Raw genomic sequence first — 19,344 nt, 5'->3', positions numbered from 1 at the left:
GGCCCTCGGGCTCGTCCACGATGACAGCGCGCCGCTGCTGATCGACGCCGAGGGCAACCGGATCACGCCCGGCCAGGTGCCCCTGCACCTGCGGCGGGCCCGGTTGCAGCGCGTCGGGATCGAGACCAACGGCGAGTTCTGCAAGAGCCTCCTCACCGCGCGCTACGCCGCCGGCGAGAAAGCGCCGGCCTGAGCGGCCACCGCTCCCTGGCAGGTTCGTGTCGAGCCCCGCGGCCCACGGTCGCGGGGCTCGACAGCGTGCGGTCCACCCCGGGCGACCCTGCCGGTTCCGGACGACGCCGGGGCCTACGTCCGTTTCGGCAGGTACAGGTCGGTGATCGTGCCCTCGAACGCCTCGGCGGCCATCGCGACCGTCTCGGACAGGGTCGGGTGGGGGTGGATCGTGAGGCCGATGTCCGCCGCGTCCGCGCCCAGCTCGATGGCCAGGGCCACCTCGGCGATCAGGTCCCCCGCGTGGGGGCCGACGATCCCGCATCCGATGACGCGGCCGCTGGCTTCATCGAAGATCACCTTGGTGATGCCTTCGTCTCGGCCCAAGGACAATGACCGGCCCGATGCCGCCCACGGGAACGTGCCTTTGCCATAGGCGATGCCGCCGGCCTCGGCCCCGGCCTCGGTGACCCCGACCCAGGCGACCTCGGGATCGGTGTAGGCGACGCTGGGGATCACCGCCGCGTCGAAGCACACGGTGTGCCCGGCGGCGACCTCCGCGGCGACCTTGCCCTCGTGCACGGCCTTGTGCGCCAGCATCGGCTGACCGACCACGTCACCGATCGCGAAGATGTGCGGCACGCTGGTGCGTTGTTGCTTGTCGACGGCGATGAACCCACGCTCGTCCACGGCCACCCCCGCGTTCTCCGCGCCGATGGCGCCGCCGTTGGGGCGGCGGCCGACCGCGACGAGCAGCTTGTCGAAGGTGTCCTCGGCCGACCCCGTTCCGTCGAAGCTGACGACCAACCCGGCCGGGGTGGCGCGTACCGCGGTCACCTTGGTGGAGAGCCGGATGCTCTCGTAGTGCTCGCCGATCCGCGCGGCGAGCGGCGCGACGATGTCCCGGTCGGCCTCGGGGATCAGCTGGTCCATCAGCTCGACCACCGTCACCGCCGAACCCAGCTCGGAGTACACCGTGGCCATCTCCAGGCCGATGATCCCGCCGCCGAGCACGAGCAACCGGGCGGGGACGTCGGTGAGTTCCAGCGCACCGGTCGAGTCGACGACCCGCGGGTCGTCCGGGATGAACGGCAGCCGCACCGGCTCCGAGCCGGCCGCGATGATCGCCTGATCGAAGCTCACGATCTTCGACACGCCGTCCGGGGCCGGGGGATCGTCCGTGAACGACACCGTGGGGTTGGACTCCCAACGTCGGCAGATTCTTCGACGGTCATCAAGGTTTCCAGTTGCGTGGGACGGCTGGGACGAGCGCTGATCCGGAGAATGCGGTACCGGGACCGGAACTCACTCGATAGTTCCGCCCAAGAAGCGTGCGTCGATGTATGCGATGCGACGACGAAATCTGGACGGACCTCCGGCCCGGAGCGCGCGTACCCGCCTTGATCAGAGGTCGGGCGCTCTGTCCTGGAGTCCCAGGAGCTGCAGCTGGAGTGCGAGCCGCTCCTGGGCGGAGTCGAGGTTCAGCCGCGTCACGTCGGCGATGCGGTGCAGGCGGTGGCGCAACGTGTTCGGATGGATGTGCAGCGCGCCGGCAGCGGCGGTGGGGTCGCCGAAGTGATCGAGCCAGGCGGCCAGGGTCTCGAGGTACGGGGTGCGGTGGTCACGGTCGTGGGCGACGAGCGCGGGTAGGGGACCACCGAGCAGGCTCACCTCAGCGCGCACCGCTGCCCGGGCCCGTGCCGTGACGACGACGTGCCAGACCTCCTCGATGCCGACGACGGGCCCGCGGACCTGACCGTTGGTCTGTAGCCGTAGGACCTCTGCGGCCTCGGCGCGCGACCGCGGGAGATCCGCGCGCCCGGTGGCGGCGCCGCCGATCGCGGCGGTCAGCTCGGCGTCGTTCGGGTGGACCCCGGTGATGACCGCCCGCAGCCACTGGACCGTTCCCGCGGCGTGCGGGCCGCCGTGGTCGACGAGGAGTGCGACGACGCTGCCGTCCATGTCGGCGAGCAGCGGCTGGTGCCAGCCGTGGCGGCGGGTGATCGCCACCCAGAGGTCCAGCTTCGCGTCGACGGTGGCGGTGGAGCGGGGCGTCCCGAGCGCCGCGACGCGCCACGGTCCGTCGGGGAGCCACGGCTCCGTGGGGCCGCCCGTGCCGTGCAGCACCGCCCGTAGCAGGTCGGTGGCGGCGCGCCCGGCAGCGCCGGTCTGGGCGCGGAGCCGCAGCAGGTGCATCGCGAGGACCGCGGTGGCCCGGGTCAGCTCGTGCACCCGGGCGGGCTCGACCGGTCCGGTGACGACGGCCCAGATCGAGCCCAGCCACTCCCCGGCGGCCCGCACCGGGATCACCAGCCGGGGCTTGATCCCCTCCGGTCCCGCACCGACGTAGATCGGCTCATCCGAATGCGCGAGCTTGCGGAACACCCCCCTGGCCCGGAAGTGCGCGACGATCTGCTCGGGAACCCGGCGGCCGACGATGGTCGAGAGGCGGGCAGGGTCGGTGAGTTCCTGCAGCCCTGAGTAGGCCAGTACTCGGGACTGGGCGTCCTCGATCGTCACGGGCGCGTCGAGTATCGCCGCTGCCGCGTCGGCGACGGCGAAGAGGTCACCATGGACCCCTGCGCCGTCGAGCTGGGCGCCGATGGTGCGGTCGAACGTCCCGCGGAGCAGCCACACGAGATGTGCCCAGGACGCATGGGTCCGGAGTTCGATCAGCGCGACGCCGTTCCGTCCGGCGGCGGCGACGACATCGACGTGCTCGGCGAGCGGCGCCCGCAGGACCACCCCGCCGGCCCTGGCTCGCGCGACCTGTTCGAGCAGGGCGATGCCTCGTTCCGGGTGCGTGATCCCGACGCCGAGAACGAGGTCGCCGGGTACCCCGACCACGCCGTCGTCGAGCTCGGCGAGGGTGAGGTCGTCGACCTCGGCCCCGGCTACGGCGACCACGACGCGCAACAGCGCGGGGCCGACCGCATCAACCAGGGCGGGGATTCCGATCATCGGACGCTCCCGGGTGTCGATGAGAACTCGTTCTGCCACTGCAGCGGAACATCCAGATTGTGCTGGAACCACAATCCTGACATCAAAGACAGGGGCTGTGGGATAACCGGACTCCCCGACGAGCAGGCCACCCTCGGAGGTGTTCGGATCCCGAAAGGAGCCCCACAAAATGACCTCGACCACCCCCACACCCGACCGCATAGCCGTGATCGGTGCCGGCATGGTCGGCCTGGCCACGGCCTGGTTCCTCCAGGAGCGTGGCATGTCGGTCACCGTGCTCGACCGCCGCAGCGTGGCCGCGGGGTCGTCGTGGGGCAACGCCGGCTGGCTCACCCCCGGAATCGCCACTCCTCTGCCCGAGCCCGCCGTGTTGCGGTATGGCCTGCGCGCGGTGCTCAGCCCTGCGTCGCCGATCTACGTGCCGCCGAGTGCCTCGCCGCGCCTGCTCAGGTTCCTCACCGGGTTCGCCCGGCACAGCACGGCCGCCCGGTGGCAGAGCGCCATGCAGGCGCTGGTGCCGATCAACCGCCGCGCGCTGGCCGGCTTCGACGCGCTGACCGATGGTGGCGTCGCCGCCCGGACGGTCGAGGCCAAGTCGTTCCTGGCCGCGTACCGTGACGCCACCGAACGGACGGTGTTGCTGGAGGAGATCCAGCAGATCGACGCCGCGGGCCAGCACATCGACTTCGACGTGCTCACCGGCGCCGAGGCGCGGGAGGTCGAACCGTCGCTGTCCGACGACGTGGGCGCCGCGATCCGGTTGCACGGCCAGCGGTTCATCGATCCCGGCCAGTACGTGCACTCCCTCGCCGACTCCGTCCGCGAGCGCGGCGGCGAGATCCGCGACGGCGTCCCGATCACCGGACTCCGCGACCGCGGCGGCCGGGTCGAGATCGAGACGGCAGGGGGTGCGACCGAGTCCTTCGACGCGGTCGTGCTCGCCACCGGCGCCTGGCTGGGTGAGCTCGCCAGGCCGTTCGGCGTCCGCACCGTGGTGCAGGCGGGGCGGGGGTACAGCTTCAGCGTCCCGATCGAGCACGTACCCTCCGGACCGGTCTACTTCCCCGCCCAGCGGGTGGCCTGCACGCCTCTGGGCGACCGGCTCCGGGTGGCGGGAATGATGGAGCTGCGGACTCCGGACGCCCCGCTCGACCCGCGCCGCATCCAGGCGATTGCCGACGCCGCGCGCCCGCTGCTGCGCGGCGCCGACCTCGACGACCGGACCGACGAGTGGGTCGGTGCCCGCCCGTGCACCCCCGACGGTCTGCCGCTCGTCGGTGCGACCGCATCGCCGCGGGTGTTCGTCGCAGGAGGGCACGGTATGTGGGGCATCACCCTCGGCCCGATCACGGGACAGCTCCTCGCCGAGACGATCGCCACCGGCAGACGTCCCGCCGAGCTGGCGCCGTTCGACCCGTTGCGATGATGTGTGGGCGATCAAGTAAGGCGGTTTCGCGTGGTCGTCGCAACACTCGGACGCATTCAGGGTGCCACGAGATCGGCGGCGAAGACCTCGGCGGGCGTCCGCCACCCGAGGACTTTCCGGGGCCGACGGTTGAGGCGATGCTCGACACGAAGGAGATCGTCAACGGTGTAAGCGCGCAGGTCGGCCTTCTTCTGAAAGTACTGGCGCAGCAGCCCGTTCGTGTTCTCGTTCGTGCCGCGCAGCCACGGGCTGGCGGGCGGGGCAGAGTAGATCCCCTCGCCGAACATGACGGCCAGCAGGTGGTGCTCGGCCATCTCCGAGCCCTGGTCCCAGGTCAGCGTCAACCGCGCGGACGCCGGCACCGACGCCATGACCTGCTCGATGGCCGCACGGCACCGGAACGCTGAATGCCCGTCGGGCAGGTGCACCAGCCGCACCAACCGGGAACGGCGCTCGACGAGCGTGCCGGTCGCGGACTGGCTCATCCGCCCGACGATCAGAGCGCCCTCCCAGTGCCCGATCCGGCTGCGGTCCTCCACCTCGGCCGGGCGGTGATCGATCAGCTGGGCCGGGACGACGAACCGCGGTTGACGGACATCGGCGCGTCGACGATGGCGGCGCAGGGGCCGGCCGGTCCGCAGTTTGGCGGTCAATGTCCTGCTCAGGCCGTCTTCCCCGCCGTGGTAGAGCGCCTGGTAGATCTCGTGGCAGACGTGCCAGGACGGCTGGTCGGGGTAGGCGCTGCGCAAGTGCGCGGCGATCTGCTCGGGGCTCCACTCGTCCTCCAGCAACTTCCGGACGATCTCCCGCAGCCGCGGGTCGCGGCCGATCCGAGACCGGCGGGGCCGGCGCGCTCGTTGCCGGGCCCGGGCGTGCGCGAGGTCGCCGTCGTAGCAGCGGTCGTGGCGTGCGGTGTTGCGGCGCAGCTCCCGACTGATCATCGACGGTGCCCGGCCCAGCCGGCGAGCGATCTCCCGAACCCCACACCCGGCCCGGTGCAGCGACGCGATCCGCTGCCGATCCAGCAACGACAAGAACCGCGACGAGTGCCCGCCCTTAGCCGGTCTTGCGTCCGATCCCGAGAGTGCGGCACGCCTCGACGGTGCCGATCCCGTTCGCCAACAGGGCCCGGTACTGGGGCCTCCACGTCCAACTGCCGCTTGCGTCCACGTCGCGCCATCTGCACACCCCTCATGATCAGGAGTGTTGCGACAAGCCCTCGAACCCACGAACCGCCAGGGGGCCAGATTTCATGATCCGGTGACACCGTCACACGCATCTGTGGACAGCTCGAGGATCCGCGCCGAACTGTGGACAGAATCCCCACCGGAACGCCCCCGTTCCGGCACCCCCACCCAGGGCAAGGCCGGAAGTTCCACTTCCGGCATATCTTGCTGCCCCGAGACCACACATCAGCAACGCACCAACGGAACCTGGCGGCATCCCGTGATCATGAAACGATGGAAGGGCTCGAGCCGAAGCCCGAGCCCCTCCGTGAAGTCCTGCGATCAGGCAGCGGTCTTCTTCCGAGTGCGACGCTTCGGCGCGACCTCCGTCACGACCTCGGGCTCCTCGACGACAACCCGGGCAGGTGCGCTTCCTCGGGTCTGATACGCCTCGATCACCGCGGATGGGATGCGACCTCGCGTCGACACCTCATGTCCGTTGGCCGTGGCCCACTCACGGATCGCGGCAGTTTCCTCGCGACCGCGGGTCGGCCGAGCACCAGCATTCGGTCGCGTCGCCGAGCGTCCGCCGGCGCGACGGGCAGCGGCCACGAACGGAGCGAGCGCGGCGCGAAGCTCCGCAGCGTGCGTCTCGCTCAGGTCGATCTCATAAGTCCTGCCATCGAGCCCGAACCCGATCGACTCGGCGGCATCACCACCGTCGAGGTCATCGACGAGCTTGACCTCAGTTACCTGCGCCATCGTTCTACTTCCATCCATGCTTGGCCGAAGGGGATCGCCCCGATTCTCCACAAGATCCATGGAAAGTCCAACCGAAACACGAGATGCTGACCACACAATAGGCAGTCACGCCGGCTCGCTCGCCAACGCTCGGCGACGCCCTACGCAGTCGCCGGCCACGTACTCCGGTTCCGTGACCGTATCCCTGCCCCTTGCAAGACAACCAACCCGCCGTACCCATTCCGCCGCCTCCAATCGGTGCCGCCCTGGAACATCGGCCCCCACCATCGCCAAGCGGCGCTCCGATTTCTCTGGTCGACCACGCAGAGACCACAGGACAGCAACGGCATGAAGACCTGGTCTCCTACGACGACGTCACCCGACCAGGCCGACCACGAAGTTGTCCACATAAGCGATCTCATCACCCCCAAACGGCTCCTCATCGACCACCGTGGACTTCGCACCTACCTACTGCCCGGTGGTCCGCCGTCTTAACCCAGCCGGCACCCCCAACACCGGCCGGCCAGATGCGCGCAGACCACATCACGGACACAACACCGAGGAGCTTCGACGTGCACCTACTGGACTTGACGCCGGATCACGTCGCCCGCCTCAAGGGAGACGTCGCAATGCCGGACCCGGAACTTCTCACCCTGACCCAAGTCGCCGAGCGTCTGCAGGTCTCGCGCTGGAGCGTCTACCAATTGATCTGGAACGGCGAACTACCCAGCGTCCACCTCGGCCGCTGCCACCGGATCCACGCCCGCGACGGCGAAGGCACGATCTCCAAGAGGTCCGACGGCCGCTACACCGCCGCCATCTACGTCACCCGCCCCGACGGGTCCCGCGGGCGAAAATGGATCTACGGACGCACCCGCGCCGACGTCGACGGCAAACTTGCCGAGCTCGCCCAGCGCGTTCACACAGGCGCTGTCATCGCCACCCGATCACCGACGCTCTCCGAGTATCTCGACTACTGGATCAAGGAAGTCGCCGAGCCGAAACTTCGTCCGACAACCGTCTCGAAGTACCGCACCGCCATCGCGTTGTATCTGCGCCCCGGGCTGGGAACCCAACGCCTCGACAAGCTCACCGTCGCGGCCGTGCAGAAGTACCTGAACTCGCGCCGAGCGATCGGCGACTCGGTAGCGAAGCTCCGGATGATCCGCGAAGTCCTCAGCTCGGCCCTCGGCCGCGCCGTCCGCGAGGAACTCATCCCCCGCAACGTCGCTCAGCTCACCACGCTGCCCGCCGAGCACCGCGCACGCCGGACCGCATGGACCGTCGCACAGGCACGCACCTTCCTGGCAGCCGCGATCGACGATCCGGCCTACCCGGTACTCGCCCTCGTCTACGGCATGCGCCGAGGCGAGATCGCCGCCCTCCGTCAAGACCCGCACCGGCGTCCGAGGATTCCCATTGGCGCCCCTCGCACGTGCCGCGCTCACCGCCCATCGAGCTCACCAGGCCGGGCAACGCGCCGCCGCAGCATCGGAATGGAACGAGACCTGCTACGTCTTCACCACCCGTACAGGTCGGCCCGTCGAGCCGCGCAACGTCTCGCGGTCCTTCGACCGCATCGTCGCAGCCACGGGTCTCCCCGGATCGTGTTCCACGATCTCCGCCGCACCGCCGACCATGCTGAAAGGGCTGGGCATCCCGGCCCGCGACGCCCAAGTGATCCTCGGCCACGCCAACATCGCCGTCACCCTCGGCATCTACAGCGAAGTCTTCGACACCGAAATCGCGACGGCGGTGACTCTCATGGACGGCGCGCTCGGCGGACCTCAGCTCGACGGGAAACCTCACCGCCTGTGAGCTGAGAGCAGGTCATGCACGCGACCTCGCGCCTGCGTTGTTGTCAGAACCTGCAGTCAAACGCCCCCTCCCGAGAACGGGGACGGGCGCCCGTACAGGACGTGCGAGCTGTTCGCCCGGCAGTGTGGCCCCAGCCGCATTGTCATCTCCGGTTGACCCGAATGAGAACGGCCGTGGCCGATCGGGTGTCGAATGAGAACGACCGTGGCCGATCGGGTGTCGAATCGTCACACTGTGCGGCGATCGGCAGTGACGCCGTACCGGTGGAGGAACTCATGCGCTCTGAAGCTCAGATCACCCACGCCCCTCCCGCCACCCATCCCCTTGATCCGCTGTCGGCCGAGGAGATCGGCGCAGTGGCCTCGATCGTCCGCCGGGACCGCGCTCTCGCCGCGTCGATCCGTTTCGTGTCGGTCTCGCTCGCGGAACCGCCCAAGTCCGTACTGCTCGACGGCGGGTCCGACGCCAATCCGACGCGCGCGGCGTCGGTCGTGCTCTACGACCGGGCCACCAGCACCACGGTGGAGGCGGTCGTGTCGCTGACCCGCGACGCGGTCGAGTCGTGGCGTGAGCTCTCCGGCGTGCAGCCCGGCATCATGCTGGAGGAGTTCTTCGCCGCCGAGGATCTCACCCGTGCGGACCCACGGTGGCAGGAGGCCGTCCGCAGACGCGGTGTCACCGACTTCAGCCTGGCTATGCTCGACCCATGGGCGACCGGCTTCAGCGAAGATACGGCCCCCGGCCGCCGGCTGGTCCGGCCGCTGACGTTCATCCGGTCCGAGCCTGACGACAACGGCTACGCCCGTCCGGTTGAGGGCCTGCTCGTCGTGGTCGATCTGGATCGCATGGAGGTCGTGGACGTCCAGGATCACGGCGTGGTTCCGTTGCCTGCGCAGTCGGGCAACTACATGCCCGAGTTGATGACGCGCCCGGGCAACCGGCCCGCGTTCACCGAGTTGCGCGGCGACGTCCTGCCGCTGGAGATCACCCAGCCGGAGGGCCCGAGCTTCACCGTCGACGGCCGTGAGGTGCGCTGGCAGAAGTGGCGGCTGCGGGTGGGGTTCAGCCCGCGCGAGGGGCTGGTCCTGCACACCGTGGGCTACGAGGACCGGGGGCGGCTGCGGTCGGTGATCCACCGGGCGTCGATGTCGGAGATGTACATCCCCTACGGCGACCCGGCCCCCACCCACCGGTTCAAGAACGTGTTCGACGAGGGCGAGTACGGGATCGGGTTCCTGCTCAACCCGCTCGAGCTGGGCTGCGACTGCCTCGGAGAGATCAGGTACTTCGATGCGGTCGTCAATGACGCCGACGGGCGGCCGGTGACCATCCCGAACGCGATCTGCCTGCACGAGGAGGACACCGGGGTCGCCTGGAAGCACACCGACTTCCGCACCGAGAAGACCGAGGTCCGGCGTTCCCGACGGCTGGTGGTCTCCTGCTTCGCCACCGTCGGGAATTACGAGTACGGCTTCTTCTGGTATCTCTACACCGACGCCACGATCGAGTTCGAGGTGAAGCTGACGGGTGTCATCTCCACCGGTGCCGTCGCCGACGGCGAGCGCCCCGGTCACGGCACGCTCGTGGCCCCCAACCTCTACGGACCGCACCACCAGCACTTCTTCAACGTCCGTCTCGACATGGCCGTCGACGGGCAGCGCAACTCGGTCTACGAGGTGGACTCTGCGCCGAGCCCGATCGGGCCGGGCAACGAGACGGGCAACGCCTGGCACACCCGCAAGACACTGCTGGCGCGGGAGAGCGACTCCGGCCGGCTCATCGACCCGTTCGCAGCCCGGTACTGGACGATCGTCAACCCCGAGGTGTACGGCGCCACGGGTGAACCGGTCGCCTACAAACTGGTTCCCGGGGAGAACACGGTCCCGATGGCGGGGGAGGGCACCCAGGCCTGGAACCGCGGCGGGTTCGCCTACAAACACCTGTGGGTCACCGCCTACGACGAGACCCAGCGCTTCGCCGCGGGCGACTACCCCAACCAGAACAAGGGCGGGACCGACGGCTTGCCCGTCTACGTGCAGGCTGACCGGCCGATCGAGTCGGCGGACGTCGTGGTCTGGTACACCTTCTGTGCCCACCACGTGGTTCGGCCCGAGGACTGGCCGGTGATGCCGACGACGCGCATCGGGTTCCACCTCAAACCCGTCGGATTCTTCGACGGCAACCCGGCGCTGGACCTGCCGCCGAGCACGCCGGCCTGCCATTCGGCCCGCGACGGGGACACCGGCGGCGGCGAGGGCAACGGAAAGGTGCACCGGTGAGCGCCCCGCAGGTTCGGCAGAGCGGTGCCGGACTGGCCGACAAGACGATGGGCCCGCTCGAGGTGCTGGCCCAGTCGATCGCGGCGATCGCTCCGAGCGCGGTCATGGCGACCGGACCGGCCCTGATCGTGCTCTCGGCAGGCAACGGTTCCTGGCTGTCCTACGTGATCGCCATGGTGCTGGTGATCCTGATCGGCCTGTGCGTCGCCCAGTTCGGCACCAAGACCGCGTCCGCAGGATCCCTCTACGGCTACGTCGGGCAGAGCCTGGGTGCGGGCGGTGCCTTCGCCGCGGGCTGGGCCCTGGTGATCGGCTACACGTTCATCGCGATGATCGGGGTGGTCGGCGTCGGGATCTACGGCGGGGCGCTGCTCGACGGGATCGGTGTCTCGACCACGTCGAGCGTCGCCCAGGTGGTGATCCTCATCGTTGCGGGGCTCGCGGCCGCGGCGTTCTCCTGGATCGGCATCAAGATCTCCACCCGAGTGGGCCTGGTTCTGGAGATCGTCTCGATCGCCGCGATCCTCATCCTGTTGGTCACGACGATCGTGGAGCGGGGCGCGGCGCCGGACCCGGCCCAGCTCAGCCTCAACGGGTCGAGCTTCGACGGCATCACCTTCGGCGTCGTGCTGGCGGTGCTGGGCTTCGTGGGTTTCGAGAGCGCAGCGGCACTGGGCGCCGAGGCTAAGGACCCGCACCGGGCGATCCCGCGCGCGGTCCTGACCTCGGCCGTCGTGGTCGGTGTCCTCTATGTGTTCGCGGCCTACACCTCGGTGCTCGGGCTCGGCACGGACGGGCTCGGCAACAGCGCCGCGCCGATGGACGACCTGAGCCGCACCGTCGGGCTCAGCGGGTTCCGTTACGTGATCGATCTCGGCGTCACCGCGTCGTTCTTCGCCGTCACGATCGCCAGCATCAACGCGGCGTCGCGGGTGCTGTTCGCCGTGGCGCACGACGGTGTCCTGCACACCGCGCTGCGTCGCGCCCACACGCGGCACCGCACCCCGCACGTCGCGATCCTCGCGTTGCTGCCACCGGTCGTGCTCGTTCCGGCGATCATGATCCTGCTCGGGGTCACGCCGCTGGAGGTCTACGCCTACACCGGTACCATCGGCACCTTTGGCTACCTCACCGCCTACCTGCTGATGGCGGTCGGCATGCCGATCTACCTGCGCCGCCATCACACGGTCCGCACTCATCACTGGGTGCTCTCAGCGGCGGCGGTGGTGGCGATCCTGTACGTCATCTACAAGAACCTGGTGCCCGTCCCGGCGTACCCGTACAACATCCTGCCCTACCTCTACCTGGCGCTGCTGGTGATCGGCATCGTCTGGTATGCCGTCGCGCGAGGCCGCGGAGCAGGTGGCGCGGGGCTCGTCGAACCGCTCAGCGACCCGGCCGCCCAGGAGCTGACGCCAGACTGACCTCCGGACCCGGTCTCAAACCTGGCGGCGATCCGTCGTCCGTCACCGCCCCGGTCGGCGGCGGCCACTGTCTCGTTGAACACGGCGAGGGAGTCCGCCTGCGGGACCGGGGTGAGGTGGCGCCTGCAGCGACACCGTGACCGAGTCCCCGGACCACGCCGACGTCCCGGCTGTGGGCTGCTGCTGGTCGCTGATCACACCGCGCATCGGCAGCGTCCATCCCGGGTCCTGTCCGCCCAGGGCGACGCCCGAGATCAACGCGATCCGGTACGCGGGGACGATCTCCATGCCGACCACCGGACCAGGATGCGCTGGCCGCCAGGGCGAGCACCGACAGTTCCGGTCTCGATCGGCGCGTCGCGGTGGACGGGTCGCCGGGCCCGGTCGTGAGTACGGCGGGTTCCGCGGCGGCCCGCGGTGCGTGGCGGCGGCTGGTCGGCCGGGCGTTAAGCAGCGCCTGGGATGACGACATCTTCAGCGAGTCCGCCTCCTCGGCGTTCTGGCAGACTTTGTCGCTTCCCCCGTTGCTGTCGGGCCTGTTCGGTGCGCTGGGCTACGTCGGGGGATGGTTCGGCCCCGACACCGTCACCGCCGTCCAACAATGGATCATCGGGATGACCAGCGGTGTGTTCAGCCGTAATGTCGCGCGCCGGGTTTGATGGAGACCATCATCATCTCCCTGTATGCGGGTGGGATGACGGTGCGCGACATCGGCCATCACCTGCAGCGCACGCTCGGGGTCGAGCTGTCCCACGACACCATCTCGAAGGTCACCGACGCGGTGCTCGACGAGGTCAAGGCCTGGCAGGCCCGCCCGTTGGAGGAGAGATCTACCCGATCGTCTACCTCGACGCGCTCGTGGTGAAGGTCCGCGACGGCCACACCATCCGCAACCGGGCCGCGCACATCGCTGTCGGGGTCGACCTCGACGGCGTGAAACACGTGGTCGGGATCTGGGTCCAAGCCGCCGAAGGCGCGAAGTTCTGGGCCGGGGTCTGCGCCGAGCTGCGCAACCGCGGCGTGCGCGACGTGCTGATCGTGTGCTGCGACGGCCTGACCGGGTTCCCCGAGGCCATCGAGGCCACCTGGCCACAATCGACCGTGCAGACCTGCACGGTGCACCTGATCCGCGCCGCAATGCGGTTCGTGCCCTACCAGGACCGCAAGAAGGTCGCGGCGGCGTTGCGCCCGATCTACACCGCCCCCACCGTCGAAGCCGCGGAGACCGAACTGCTCGCCTTCGCCGAGTCCGACCTCGGGCGCAAGTATCCCGCAACCGTGTCGACCTGGGAGAACGCGTGGGAGCGGTTCATCCCATTCCTCGCGTTCCCACCCGAGCTACGGAAGATCATCTACACCACCAACGCGATCGAGTCGCTGAACTTCCAGCTCCGCAAGATCATCAAGAACCGCGGCCACTTCCCCAACGACGACGCAGCGATCAAGCTGCTGTGGCTCGCCATCCGCGACATCGAGGACAAACGCGCGCGCCAACGCGCGAAGGAGAAGGGCCTACCCGCAGCGGATCGGCGCGCACCCGCGAAGCTCGTCGAAGGCGCTGCCGTCCAAGGCTGGCGAGCCGCACTCGGCGCGCTGACCCTGACCTATCCCGACCGACTTCAGCCCTACTTGATCTGACCGTTCCGGATCGACTTACACAGACAACTTGACAGGCTCGATCGATGAGCCGCGATGGCCCCACGGATGAGCGCCCAACTCACGGGCGGCCAACGTCGGGAACCCCTTGCTGCGACCGCAGGCCGAGACCGACTGGGATCGTCCGGCGGGCCACCACCGCGCCCTCACCGAGGAGGGTCACCCCGACACACAGCAGCAGCGCCGGACCGCCGGCGGCCTGCGCCGCCCCGACCGCGTAGGCCAGTGCGGTCATGCCGAGCCGGACGATGATCGTGGCCACCCACAGCGCCAAGGTCAGCGGCCGGTAGCGCAGCCACGCCCGGCCCTCCCGTGCCGACACCGCCACCGTCGCGCCCCGGGCCACCCCCAGCAGCACCGACACCACCACGTCGGTGGCGCGTAGCCCGAGCGCGGTCGCCGTCATCCCGAGCCGGGCTTCGCCGAGCACCTGCAGGCCACCGATCACGGTCAGCACCGCCGGCAGCACGAGCAGCCGCCGAACGTTCACCGCCTTGCCCCGCATCCGCGAGACCAGCACGTAACCGACCGCGGCGATCGCCGCGACAACCAGAACGATCGTGATCATGATGCGCCTCCCAGCGCAGCGAGGTAATGGGCAACGTGCGTAACACGAGGTCGCGGCCGCTGATCGGGTTCCCGCTCGTGCCCGCGACGCGGGCACAGCGACGGGGCCTGCCCACCCTCGGACTCGAGAGACACCGTGCTACCCCTGCCGGTCGACGAGGGCCCCGGTGCGGGACAGGGCCGTAGGCGGGACCTCGGAGCCGGTCGGGCGAGTCGGAGCGGGGGCCGGCGCCCGGCGCCGCTGCCGGACGGCCAGCCCGGCGAGAACCGCCAGGCCGGCGAGGCACAGCCACGCGAACACGTCCCCGACCGCGGCGTAGACGGTGCGCGCCCCGCGGGTCGGCAGCTCGGCGACGATCACCTGTTGATCGGTGGTGAAGTAGTCGGCGGCGGCGAGCACGTGGCCCTCGTAGTCGGCGGCCATCGCGAGCCCCTGGCTGGCCGGACGGACCAAGGAAAAGCCGTACTCGATCGCCCGGAACACCGACACGTAGGTGTGCGAGGGGTCGATCGCGGGCCAGTCATCGGCCGGGGCCAGCATCACGTCCGCCCTGGACTGCCCGGCCTGGCGGATCATGCCGGAGTAGTCCATGTCGAAACAGATCACGTTCGCCAGCCGCCCGTACGGGCTGTCGGTCACCGGCACCTTCCCGTCGCCCACCACGAACACGCCCTGATCGGCCGGGGTGGGATGGGTCTTCTGATAGGTCCACACCACCCGACCGGTCGGGTCGATCAGCACCGCCTCGTCGCGGGCGAACGGGCCCGCGACGGGGCCGGTCAGGAACACGGCCAACCCCAGGTCGAGGTAGGTGTTGCCCTGCCGGGCCACGGCGGCGGCGCGTTGCAGCAGCGCCGGCTCGTCCTCCTGCAGCACCGCCGCCCCGGTCGGGGACGTTTCGGGCCACACCACGATCCGGGCACCCCCGCGGGCCTGCTCGGCGCTGTCGGTCAGCAGCCCGTCGTCGAGGGTGGCGAACGCGGCCCGGGCGCAGGCCCGGTCGGCCGGGCTCGCCGTCCCCGCAGCCAGCGCCGAGAGCGTGGCGGCCGGGAGCTGCTGGTGCAGCGCCGCGGCCGCCGCCCGCGACGCGCTGATGCCCGCGACCCGGACGGTGGGCGCGTCCGGGGGCGCCAGCGCCAGCCGCGCCCCGCCACCGAGCAGGATCACCGACACGACCACCACGGACACCAGCACCGGCGTGCGCGCAGCCGGCCAGGCGAATCCGTGCCGCCACACCCACGCGAGCACCGAGGCGAACCAGGCGACCACGAACGTGATGCCCCAGATCCCGGTCACCGACGCCAGCTGCATCAGCGGCAGGTAGCCGTACTGGGTGTAGGCGGTGGAGGTGATCGCCCCGAACGGGCCGAGCGAGCCGAGGTACTCCAGGCCGGTCAACGCGGCCGGGAAGACCAGCGTCGCCGCCACGCCCCGCAATCGGGGGGCGATCAGCCGGTCGGCCACATACGGCACCGTCGCCAACCCGCCGACCAGTACCGCGACCACGTAGGGGACGGCGCCGCCCGGTGCGGTGCCCGGCGGATAGAGGATCGGCGGCAACAGCACCGCGAACACCACCGCCCGCGCGAGCCAGGCCAGCAACAGCCCCGGCACCGCCCGGCGGCCGTGCACGAAACGCAACAGCAACAGCGGCGCCAACCACGCCGCCCACGCGATGTTCCACCGCCCACCCACGAACAGGAACAACCCGGCCGCCACCACCAGCCACAGATAGCCCAACCGGTCCGGTGGACGGGGCGCCGCCTCGTCGACCGGCGGCACGCTCCGCGGTGCCCGACGCGGCGCCGGCGCCCGCGGTGAGGTGTCCATCGGCCCGCCTCCACGATTTGCGTATGGCCTACGGTAGGAAATACCGTACTCCGGTGGAGGCACTCGGGAAACCCCCTCGCCGGCGCCGGCCGCGGGGCTCCCTGACCCGCGAGCAGGTGGTCGACGCCGCCCTCGCGCTCGCCGACGAGCAGGGCCTCGAGGCGCTGAGCATGCAGAACCTCGCCGGCCGCCTGGACTGCGGCGTGATGACCCTCTACGGCTACATCGCCGACAAGGACGACCTGCTCGACGCGATCGCCCAAACAGGACTGCGCGACCTGCGCCTGCCCCGGCCGCTGCCCGACACGCTCGACGGCATCCTGATCGCCTGGGGGCGGGCCCTGCGGGCAACGTTGCTCGACCACCCCAGCCTGCCGATGATCTTCCTGGCTCGGACCGTGATCGGGCCCGGGATCTTCCGCGGTATCGAAGCGCTGCTCGGGCGGCTCACCGCCGCCGGCATGCCGGCCGGCGCCGGCGTGCACGCCGTCTACGCGGTACTGATCTACACCACCGGCTTCGTGGCCTGGGAGATCCCCCGCACCCACCACCAACCCCAAGCGGCCTACGCGGCCCAGTGGCGCCAACGCCTCGCCGGCCTTCCGCCGTCCGAGTTCCCTCTCGCGGGCGGGGTACTCGACGAACTGGGGCACGTCGCCGGCGAGCACCAGTTCGAACTCGGGCTCGCCGCCCTGACCGGCGGCCTGACCAACGGACACACCCCGGCAACATCACGAAGTACCGCCAGCTGAACCACCGACACACGCGATCGTGGACGGACTACCGACACCTACCCGGCGTCCCGGCGCCCGCGGAGGTGGATGATCCCCCGGCGCCCGACCACCAACGGGGCTGCGACGGACGCGACGTAGAGCAGGACCAACGGCTGCCCGGGGCGAGCGCCCGGGGCGATGTCGTAGTTGAACGCCAGCGACGGCCTCACGTGATGCCAGCGAGTGACCTCCAGGTACATCAGGTACCAGGAACCGATCCACACCCCGCCGGCGAGCCACGTCACGAACCGCACCCCACGAGACTGCCAGTCCACCGCGACACTGTCATTCTCGTGGCGCGGCGACACCGTCATTCTCCCGTCGCTCCACACCGGCACCCCATCGGACGCATCGCCATCGACCTGGCGGGCCCGAGCTACGTACACCGACTTCACTGCCGACGCTCCCGCTCACGCGCTCGAGCGAGCGCGGATCGACCAGGTCCGGCCCGAACGGGCGGGGACATCGGTCACGACAGTGGCTCCCATGCCTCCACCGTGACCCCGATTGCGCCCGACGCCCGCAGGGGGCCTCATCCGCTTCGACACGCCAGGGGCACCATCGACGATGCTGAGGCACCTACCTAGCGTCAGCTTGAAGGGACAAGTTGTCTGCCACGGCGGTGCGCTGGGGACTGTTGCGCACATACGCCCACCAGCCACCACCTTGCCGGATCCGGCCGAGTTTCTCGACGTCGAGGTGGATCAGCTCGCCGGGCCCCTGGTCGCTTTGCCAGGTCCAGACCGCACTGCAGCGGGCGGAAACGGCCCCGCACGACGTCATCACGGAAGCGTGGCTTCGCCGGACGCGCCGCAGGCTCATGGACCCCGCGCAGCGCCACCGCCGGGTCGCGGAGATTGCGTTCCGGGGGCTCTGCGGCGCTCCGGTGATGTCGTCACGCCGGTGCCCGGGATCGCGCCAGGGCACGGCGATCCGTTCAGATGAGGCGGCTGATGAGGTAGCCCTGCATCGGCGGGGATGATGGCCACGCCTGGTCCTCGTCGAGTCGGTGGACACCGTCGATGTGCAGCGACCAGTCCCCCACCTGCGGATCCGCCCATCGGCGCTGCCGGTTGCAGGTCTCGGCCGTCACGAGCGCTCCTGTGCGGCGCTGGATGGTGGCCGTCGCCGTCAGCACGATGTCCCCGCCCGTCGGCCGCAGCATCGCCCGGCCGGAGGTCCGCACGCCGTGCGGAACCACCGAGATGGCGACGAACAACAGCCCGATCAGCGCACCGGCGACGCCGGCCGCGGCCGCGAAGAAGTCGTGGAAACCGTCGATGGCGATCCTAGTGTCCCGGTAGGTGAGGCCACACCCGCGGGGAGAAGGTCCACCTCGGCGGTCCGTCCGGTCAACCTCGGTTACTCGAAGACAAGGAGCTGGTTCTCCACGCGTCCGTTCTTCATGAGGCGGGCGAAGGAGGGGTAACGGCCGTAGAGCTTGTGGTGCGCGGCCTGGTAGTCCGCGACGGCGGACCAGTTGAGCGGGAAGAACTCCGTGTAGTTCCAGCTCTTGGCGATGACGCGGTCGCTGCTGGTGGAGCTGACGGTGCCGCAGGTGTGCAGCGGCCAGTCGGTGGAGCCGGCCTGCTCAAGGGAGAGGGAGGAGTCCTTCCCGAGGGCCAGGTCGACCTTGGTGACGCTTCCGCGTTCGGTGTGCTGAGTGGTCACCTCGGCGTCGCTGCGGGCGCTACTCACACCGTCGACGACGTGATGCGCCGCGGCGAAGTCGGTACCGGGGCGGCCCCGCCAGGCGTAGCCACCCTCGTAGCCGCCGTCCTCGTACTCGACGAGCCAGTTCAGCCACACGTTGTGCAGCTTGGTCAGCATCCCCATCTCGGTCCACATCGCGTCCGGGCGGCTGTAGATGTAGTCGAGCATGAAAAGCCCCTCGACCGGCCGGCCGTCGAGGGTCCCGGTGGCCTTGCCCAGGTGCGAGCGCAGCATCTGCGGATACTCGTAGCCCTCCTGCTGCGGGACCCAGAACGTGCAGACCTGGCCCAGACGGCGCGCGGAGATGTCCAGACGCCCGCTGCCGTCGACCCACCGGTAGTTCTCGACCCCGAAGTCGAACCGCCACGTCTGACCGACGTAGCTCACGGCGTCGGGGGTCTCGGTCACGTGGTACCGCTCGGTGATCGGGTTCTCCGCGTACGGGAACAGCACCGGGCACTGGGCGTCGAGCTGGCCGTCGAGGCGGTAGACCCCCATGTTCATGGTCTCGTTCTTGCTCTGGCCCTGGATGCCGCGCATCGCGTTGTACATCTGGCCGTCGTCGTCGGTCAGGACAACGAAGGGACAGATGAACACGGGCGCGTACTCCGGCCGCGGCTGGTGGCTGAGCCGATAGCACTCCAGGGTGGGCTCGTCCTCGAGATACACGTGGTAGCGCATGGTGGTTGCCAATCAGACGGCCGGTTGGTAGACGTAACCTACGTAGCGGTCGCTCCGGCGCGCAAGCCTCGATCCCGGTCGCGGCGGGCGCGCCGCCGGTGCGGACCGGCAGTACAGATCTGGCGATGACGCCATGG

General features: G+C 69.9%; 13 protein-coding genes and 4 pseudogenes. 8 read left to right on the top strand and 9 right to left on the bottom strand.

Annotated features, from left to right (window positions below):
* Window positions 1-193: pseudogene (locus BGP03_RS16645) on the top strand (metal-sulfur cluster biosynthetic enzyme); the annotation flags it as partial.
* A 113-nt stretch (window positions 194-306) separates the two neighbouring features.
* On the opposite strand, the gene BGP03_RS16640 reads toward BGP03_RS16645, so the two are convergent.
* Together BGP03_RS16640 and BGP03_RS16635 are read right to left on the bottom strand one after the other, a co-directional pair.
* Window positions 307-1,362 (bottom strand): NAD(P)/FAD-dependent oxidoreductase, encoded by a 1,056-nt coding sequence (locus BGP03_RS16640; RefSeq protein WP_363093920.1) that lies wholly within the window; start codon window positions 1,360-1,362, stop codon window positions 307-309.
* A 213-nt stretch (window positions 1,363-1,575) separates the two neighbouring features.
* Entirely contained in the window at window positions 1,576-3,132 is a 1,557-nt protein-coding gene (locus BGP03_RS16635) for a helix-turn-helix domain-containing protein (protein WP_296367029.1), read from the bottom strand.
* 169 nt (window positions 3,133-3,301) lie between these two features.
* Between BGP03_RS16635 and BGP03_RS16630 the strand changes: the two genes are divergently transcribed.
* The gene (locus tag BGP03_RS16630) at window positions 3,302-4,558 is read left to right on the top strand and encodes an FAD-dependent oxidoreductase (protein WP_298800230.1); all 1,257 of its coding nucleotides are present in this window, start codon (window positions 3,302-3,304) and stop codon (window positions 4,556-4,558) included.
* Window positions 4,559-4,614: 56 nt separating this feature from the next.
* Here the strand turns inward: BGP03_RS16630 and BGP03_RS16625 are convergent, their stop codons facing one another.
* Together BGP03_RS16625 and BGP03_RS16620 are read right to left on the bottom strand one after the other, a co-directional pair.
* Complete coding sequence (locus tag BGP03_RS16625; RefSeq protein ID WP_298800229.1) at window positions 4,615-5,787, bottom strand: IS30 family transposase; 1,173 nt, start codon at window positions 5,785-5,787, stop codon at window positions 4,615-4,617.
* A gap of 381 nt (window positions 5,788-6,168) precedes the next feature.
* Window positions 6,169-6,486, bottom strand: a pseudogene (locus BGP03_RS16620) (Lsr2 family protein); the annotation flags it as partial.
* A gap of 551 nt (window positions 6,487-7,037) precedes the next feature.
* Here BGP03_RS16620 and BGP03_RS16615 point away from each other — a divergent pair.
* From BGP03_RS16615 to BGP03_RS16595, 5 genes and pseudogenes are all read left to right on the top strand, one after another.
* Window positions 7,038-8,288: a helix-turn-helix domain-containing protein gene (locus BGP03_RS16615; RefSeq protein WP_298800228.1), complete on the top strand. Its 1,251-nt coding sequence runs from the start codon at window positions 7,038-7,040 to the stop codon at window positions 8,286-8,288.
* A gap of 270 nt (window positions 8,289-8,558) precedes the next feature.
* A complete protein-coding gene (locus BGP03_RS16610; RefSeq protein ID WP_298800227.1) occupies window positions 8,559-10,562 on the top strand; it encodes a primary-amine oxidase in 2,004 nt (667 codons plus the stop codon).
* A complete protein-coding gene (locus BGP03_RS16605) occupies window positions 10,559-11,986 on the top strand; it encodes an APC family permease (protein WP_298800226.1) in 1,428 nt (475 codons plus the stop codon). The genes BGP03_RS16610 and BGP03_RS16605 overlap by 4 nt, the downstream gene beginning before the upstream one ends.
* A 386-nt stretch (window positions 11,987-12,372) precedes the next feature.
* Window positions 12,373-12,582 (top strand): annotated as a pseudogene (locus BGP03_RS16600) (YihY/virulence factor BrkB family protein); the annotation flags it as partial.
* Window positions 12,583-12,638: 56 nt separating this feature from the next.
* A pseudogene (locus BGP03_RS16595) lies at window positions 12,639-13,624 on the top strand (IS256 family transposase); the annotation flags it as partial.
* Between the two features lie 79 nt (window positions 13,625-13,703).
* Here BGP03_RS16595 and BGP03_RS16590 read toward each other — a convergent pair.
* Together BGP03_RS16590 and BGP03_RS16585 are read right to left on the bottom strand one after the other, a co-directional pair.
* Entirely contained in the window at window positions 13,704-14,210 is a 507-nt protein-coding gene (locus BGP03_RS16590) for a hypothetical protein (protein WP_298800506.1), read from the bottom strand.
* Window positions 14,211-14,348: 138 nt separating this feature from the next.
* Window positions 14,349-16,040: a nitrilase-related carbon-nitrogen hydrolase gene (locus BGP03_RS16585; RefSeq protein WP_298800505.1), complete on the bottom strand. Its 1,692-nt coding sequence runs from the start codon at window positions 16,038-16,040 to the stop codon at window positions 14,349-14,351.
* 53 nt (window positions 16,041-16,093) lie between these two features.
* Here BGP03_RS16585 and BGP03_RS16580 point away from each other — a divergent pair, with 53 nt between their 5' ends.
* A complete protein-coding gene (locus BGP03_RS16580) occupies window positions 16,094-16,792 on the top strand; it encodes a TetR/AcrR family transcriptional regulator (RefSeq protein ID WP_296366853.1) in 699 nt (232 codons plus the stop codon).
* Window positions 16,793-16,830: 38 nt separating this feature from the next.
* Here BGP03_RS16580 and BGP03_RS16575 read toward each other — a convergent pair whose 3' ends face one another.
* From BGP03_RS16575 to BGP03_RS16565, 3 genes are all read right to left on the bottom strand, one after another.
* Complete coding sequence (locus BGP03_RS16575) at window positions 16,831-17,088, bottom strand: hypothetical protein (protein WP_296366851.1); 258 nt, start codon at window positions 17,086-17,088, stop codon at window positions 16,831-16,833.
* Window positions 17,089-17,750: 662 nt separating this feature from the next.
* The gene (locus BGP03_RS16570) at window positions 17,751-17,999 is read right to left on the bottom strand and encodes a hypothetical protein (RefSeq protein WP_298800503.1); all 249 of its coding nucleotides are present in this window, start codon (window positions 17,997-17,999) and stop codon (window positions 17,751-17,753) included.
* A 176-nt stretch (window positions 18,000-18,175) separates the two neighbouring features.
* Window positions 18,176-19,219 carry a hypothetical protein gene (locus tag BGP03_RS16565; RefSeq protein WP_298800502.1) on the bottom strand — a complete coding sequence of 348 codons (1,044 nt, stop codon included), beginning with the start codon at window positions 19,217-19,219 and terminating at the stop codon, window positions 18,176-18,178.
* Window positions 19,220-19,344 lie beyond the last annotated feature (125 nt).

The organism is Pseudonocardia sp. 73-21 (assembly GCF_001899645.1).
Classification (GTDB): domain Bacteria; phylum Actinomycetota; class Actinomycetes; order Mycobacteriales; family Pseudonocardiaceae; genus Pseudonocardia.
The sequence above is the reverse complement of the archived record's forward strand: the minus strand, read 5'-3'. Positions and strand labels throughout refer to the sequence as shown.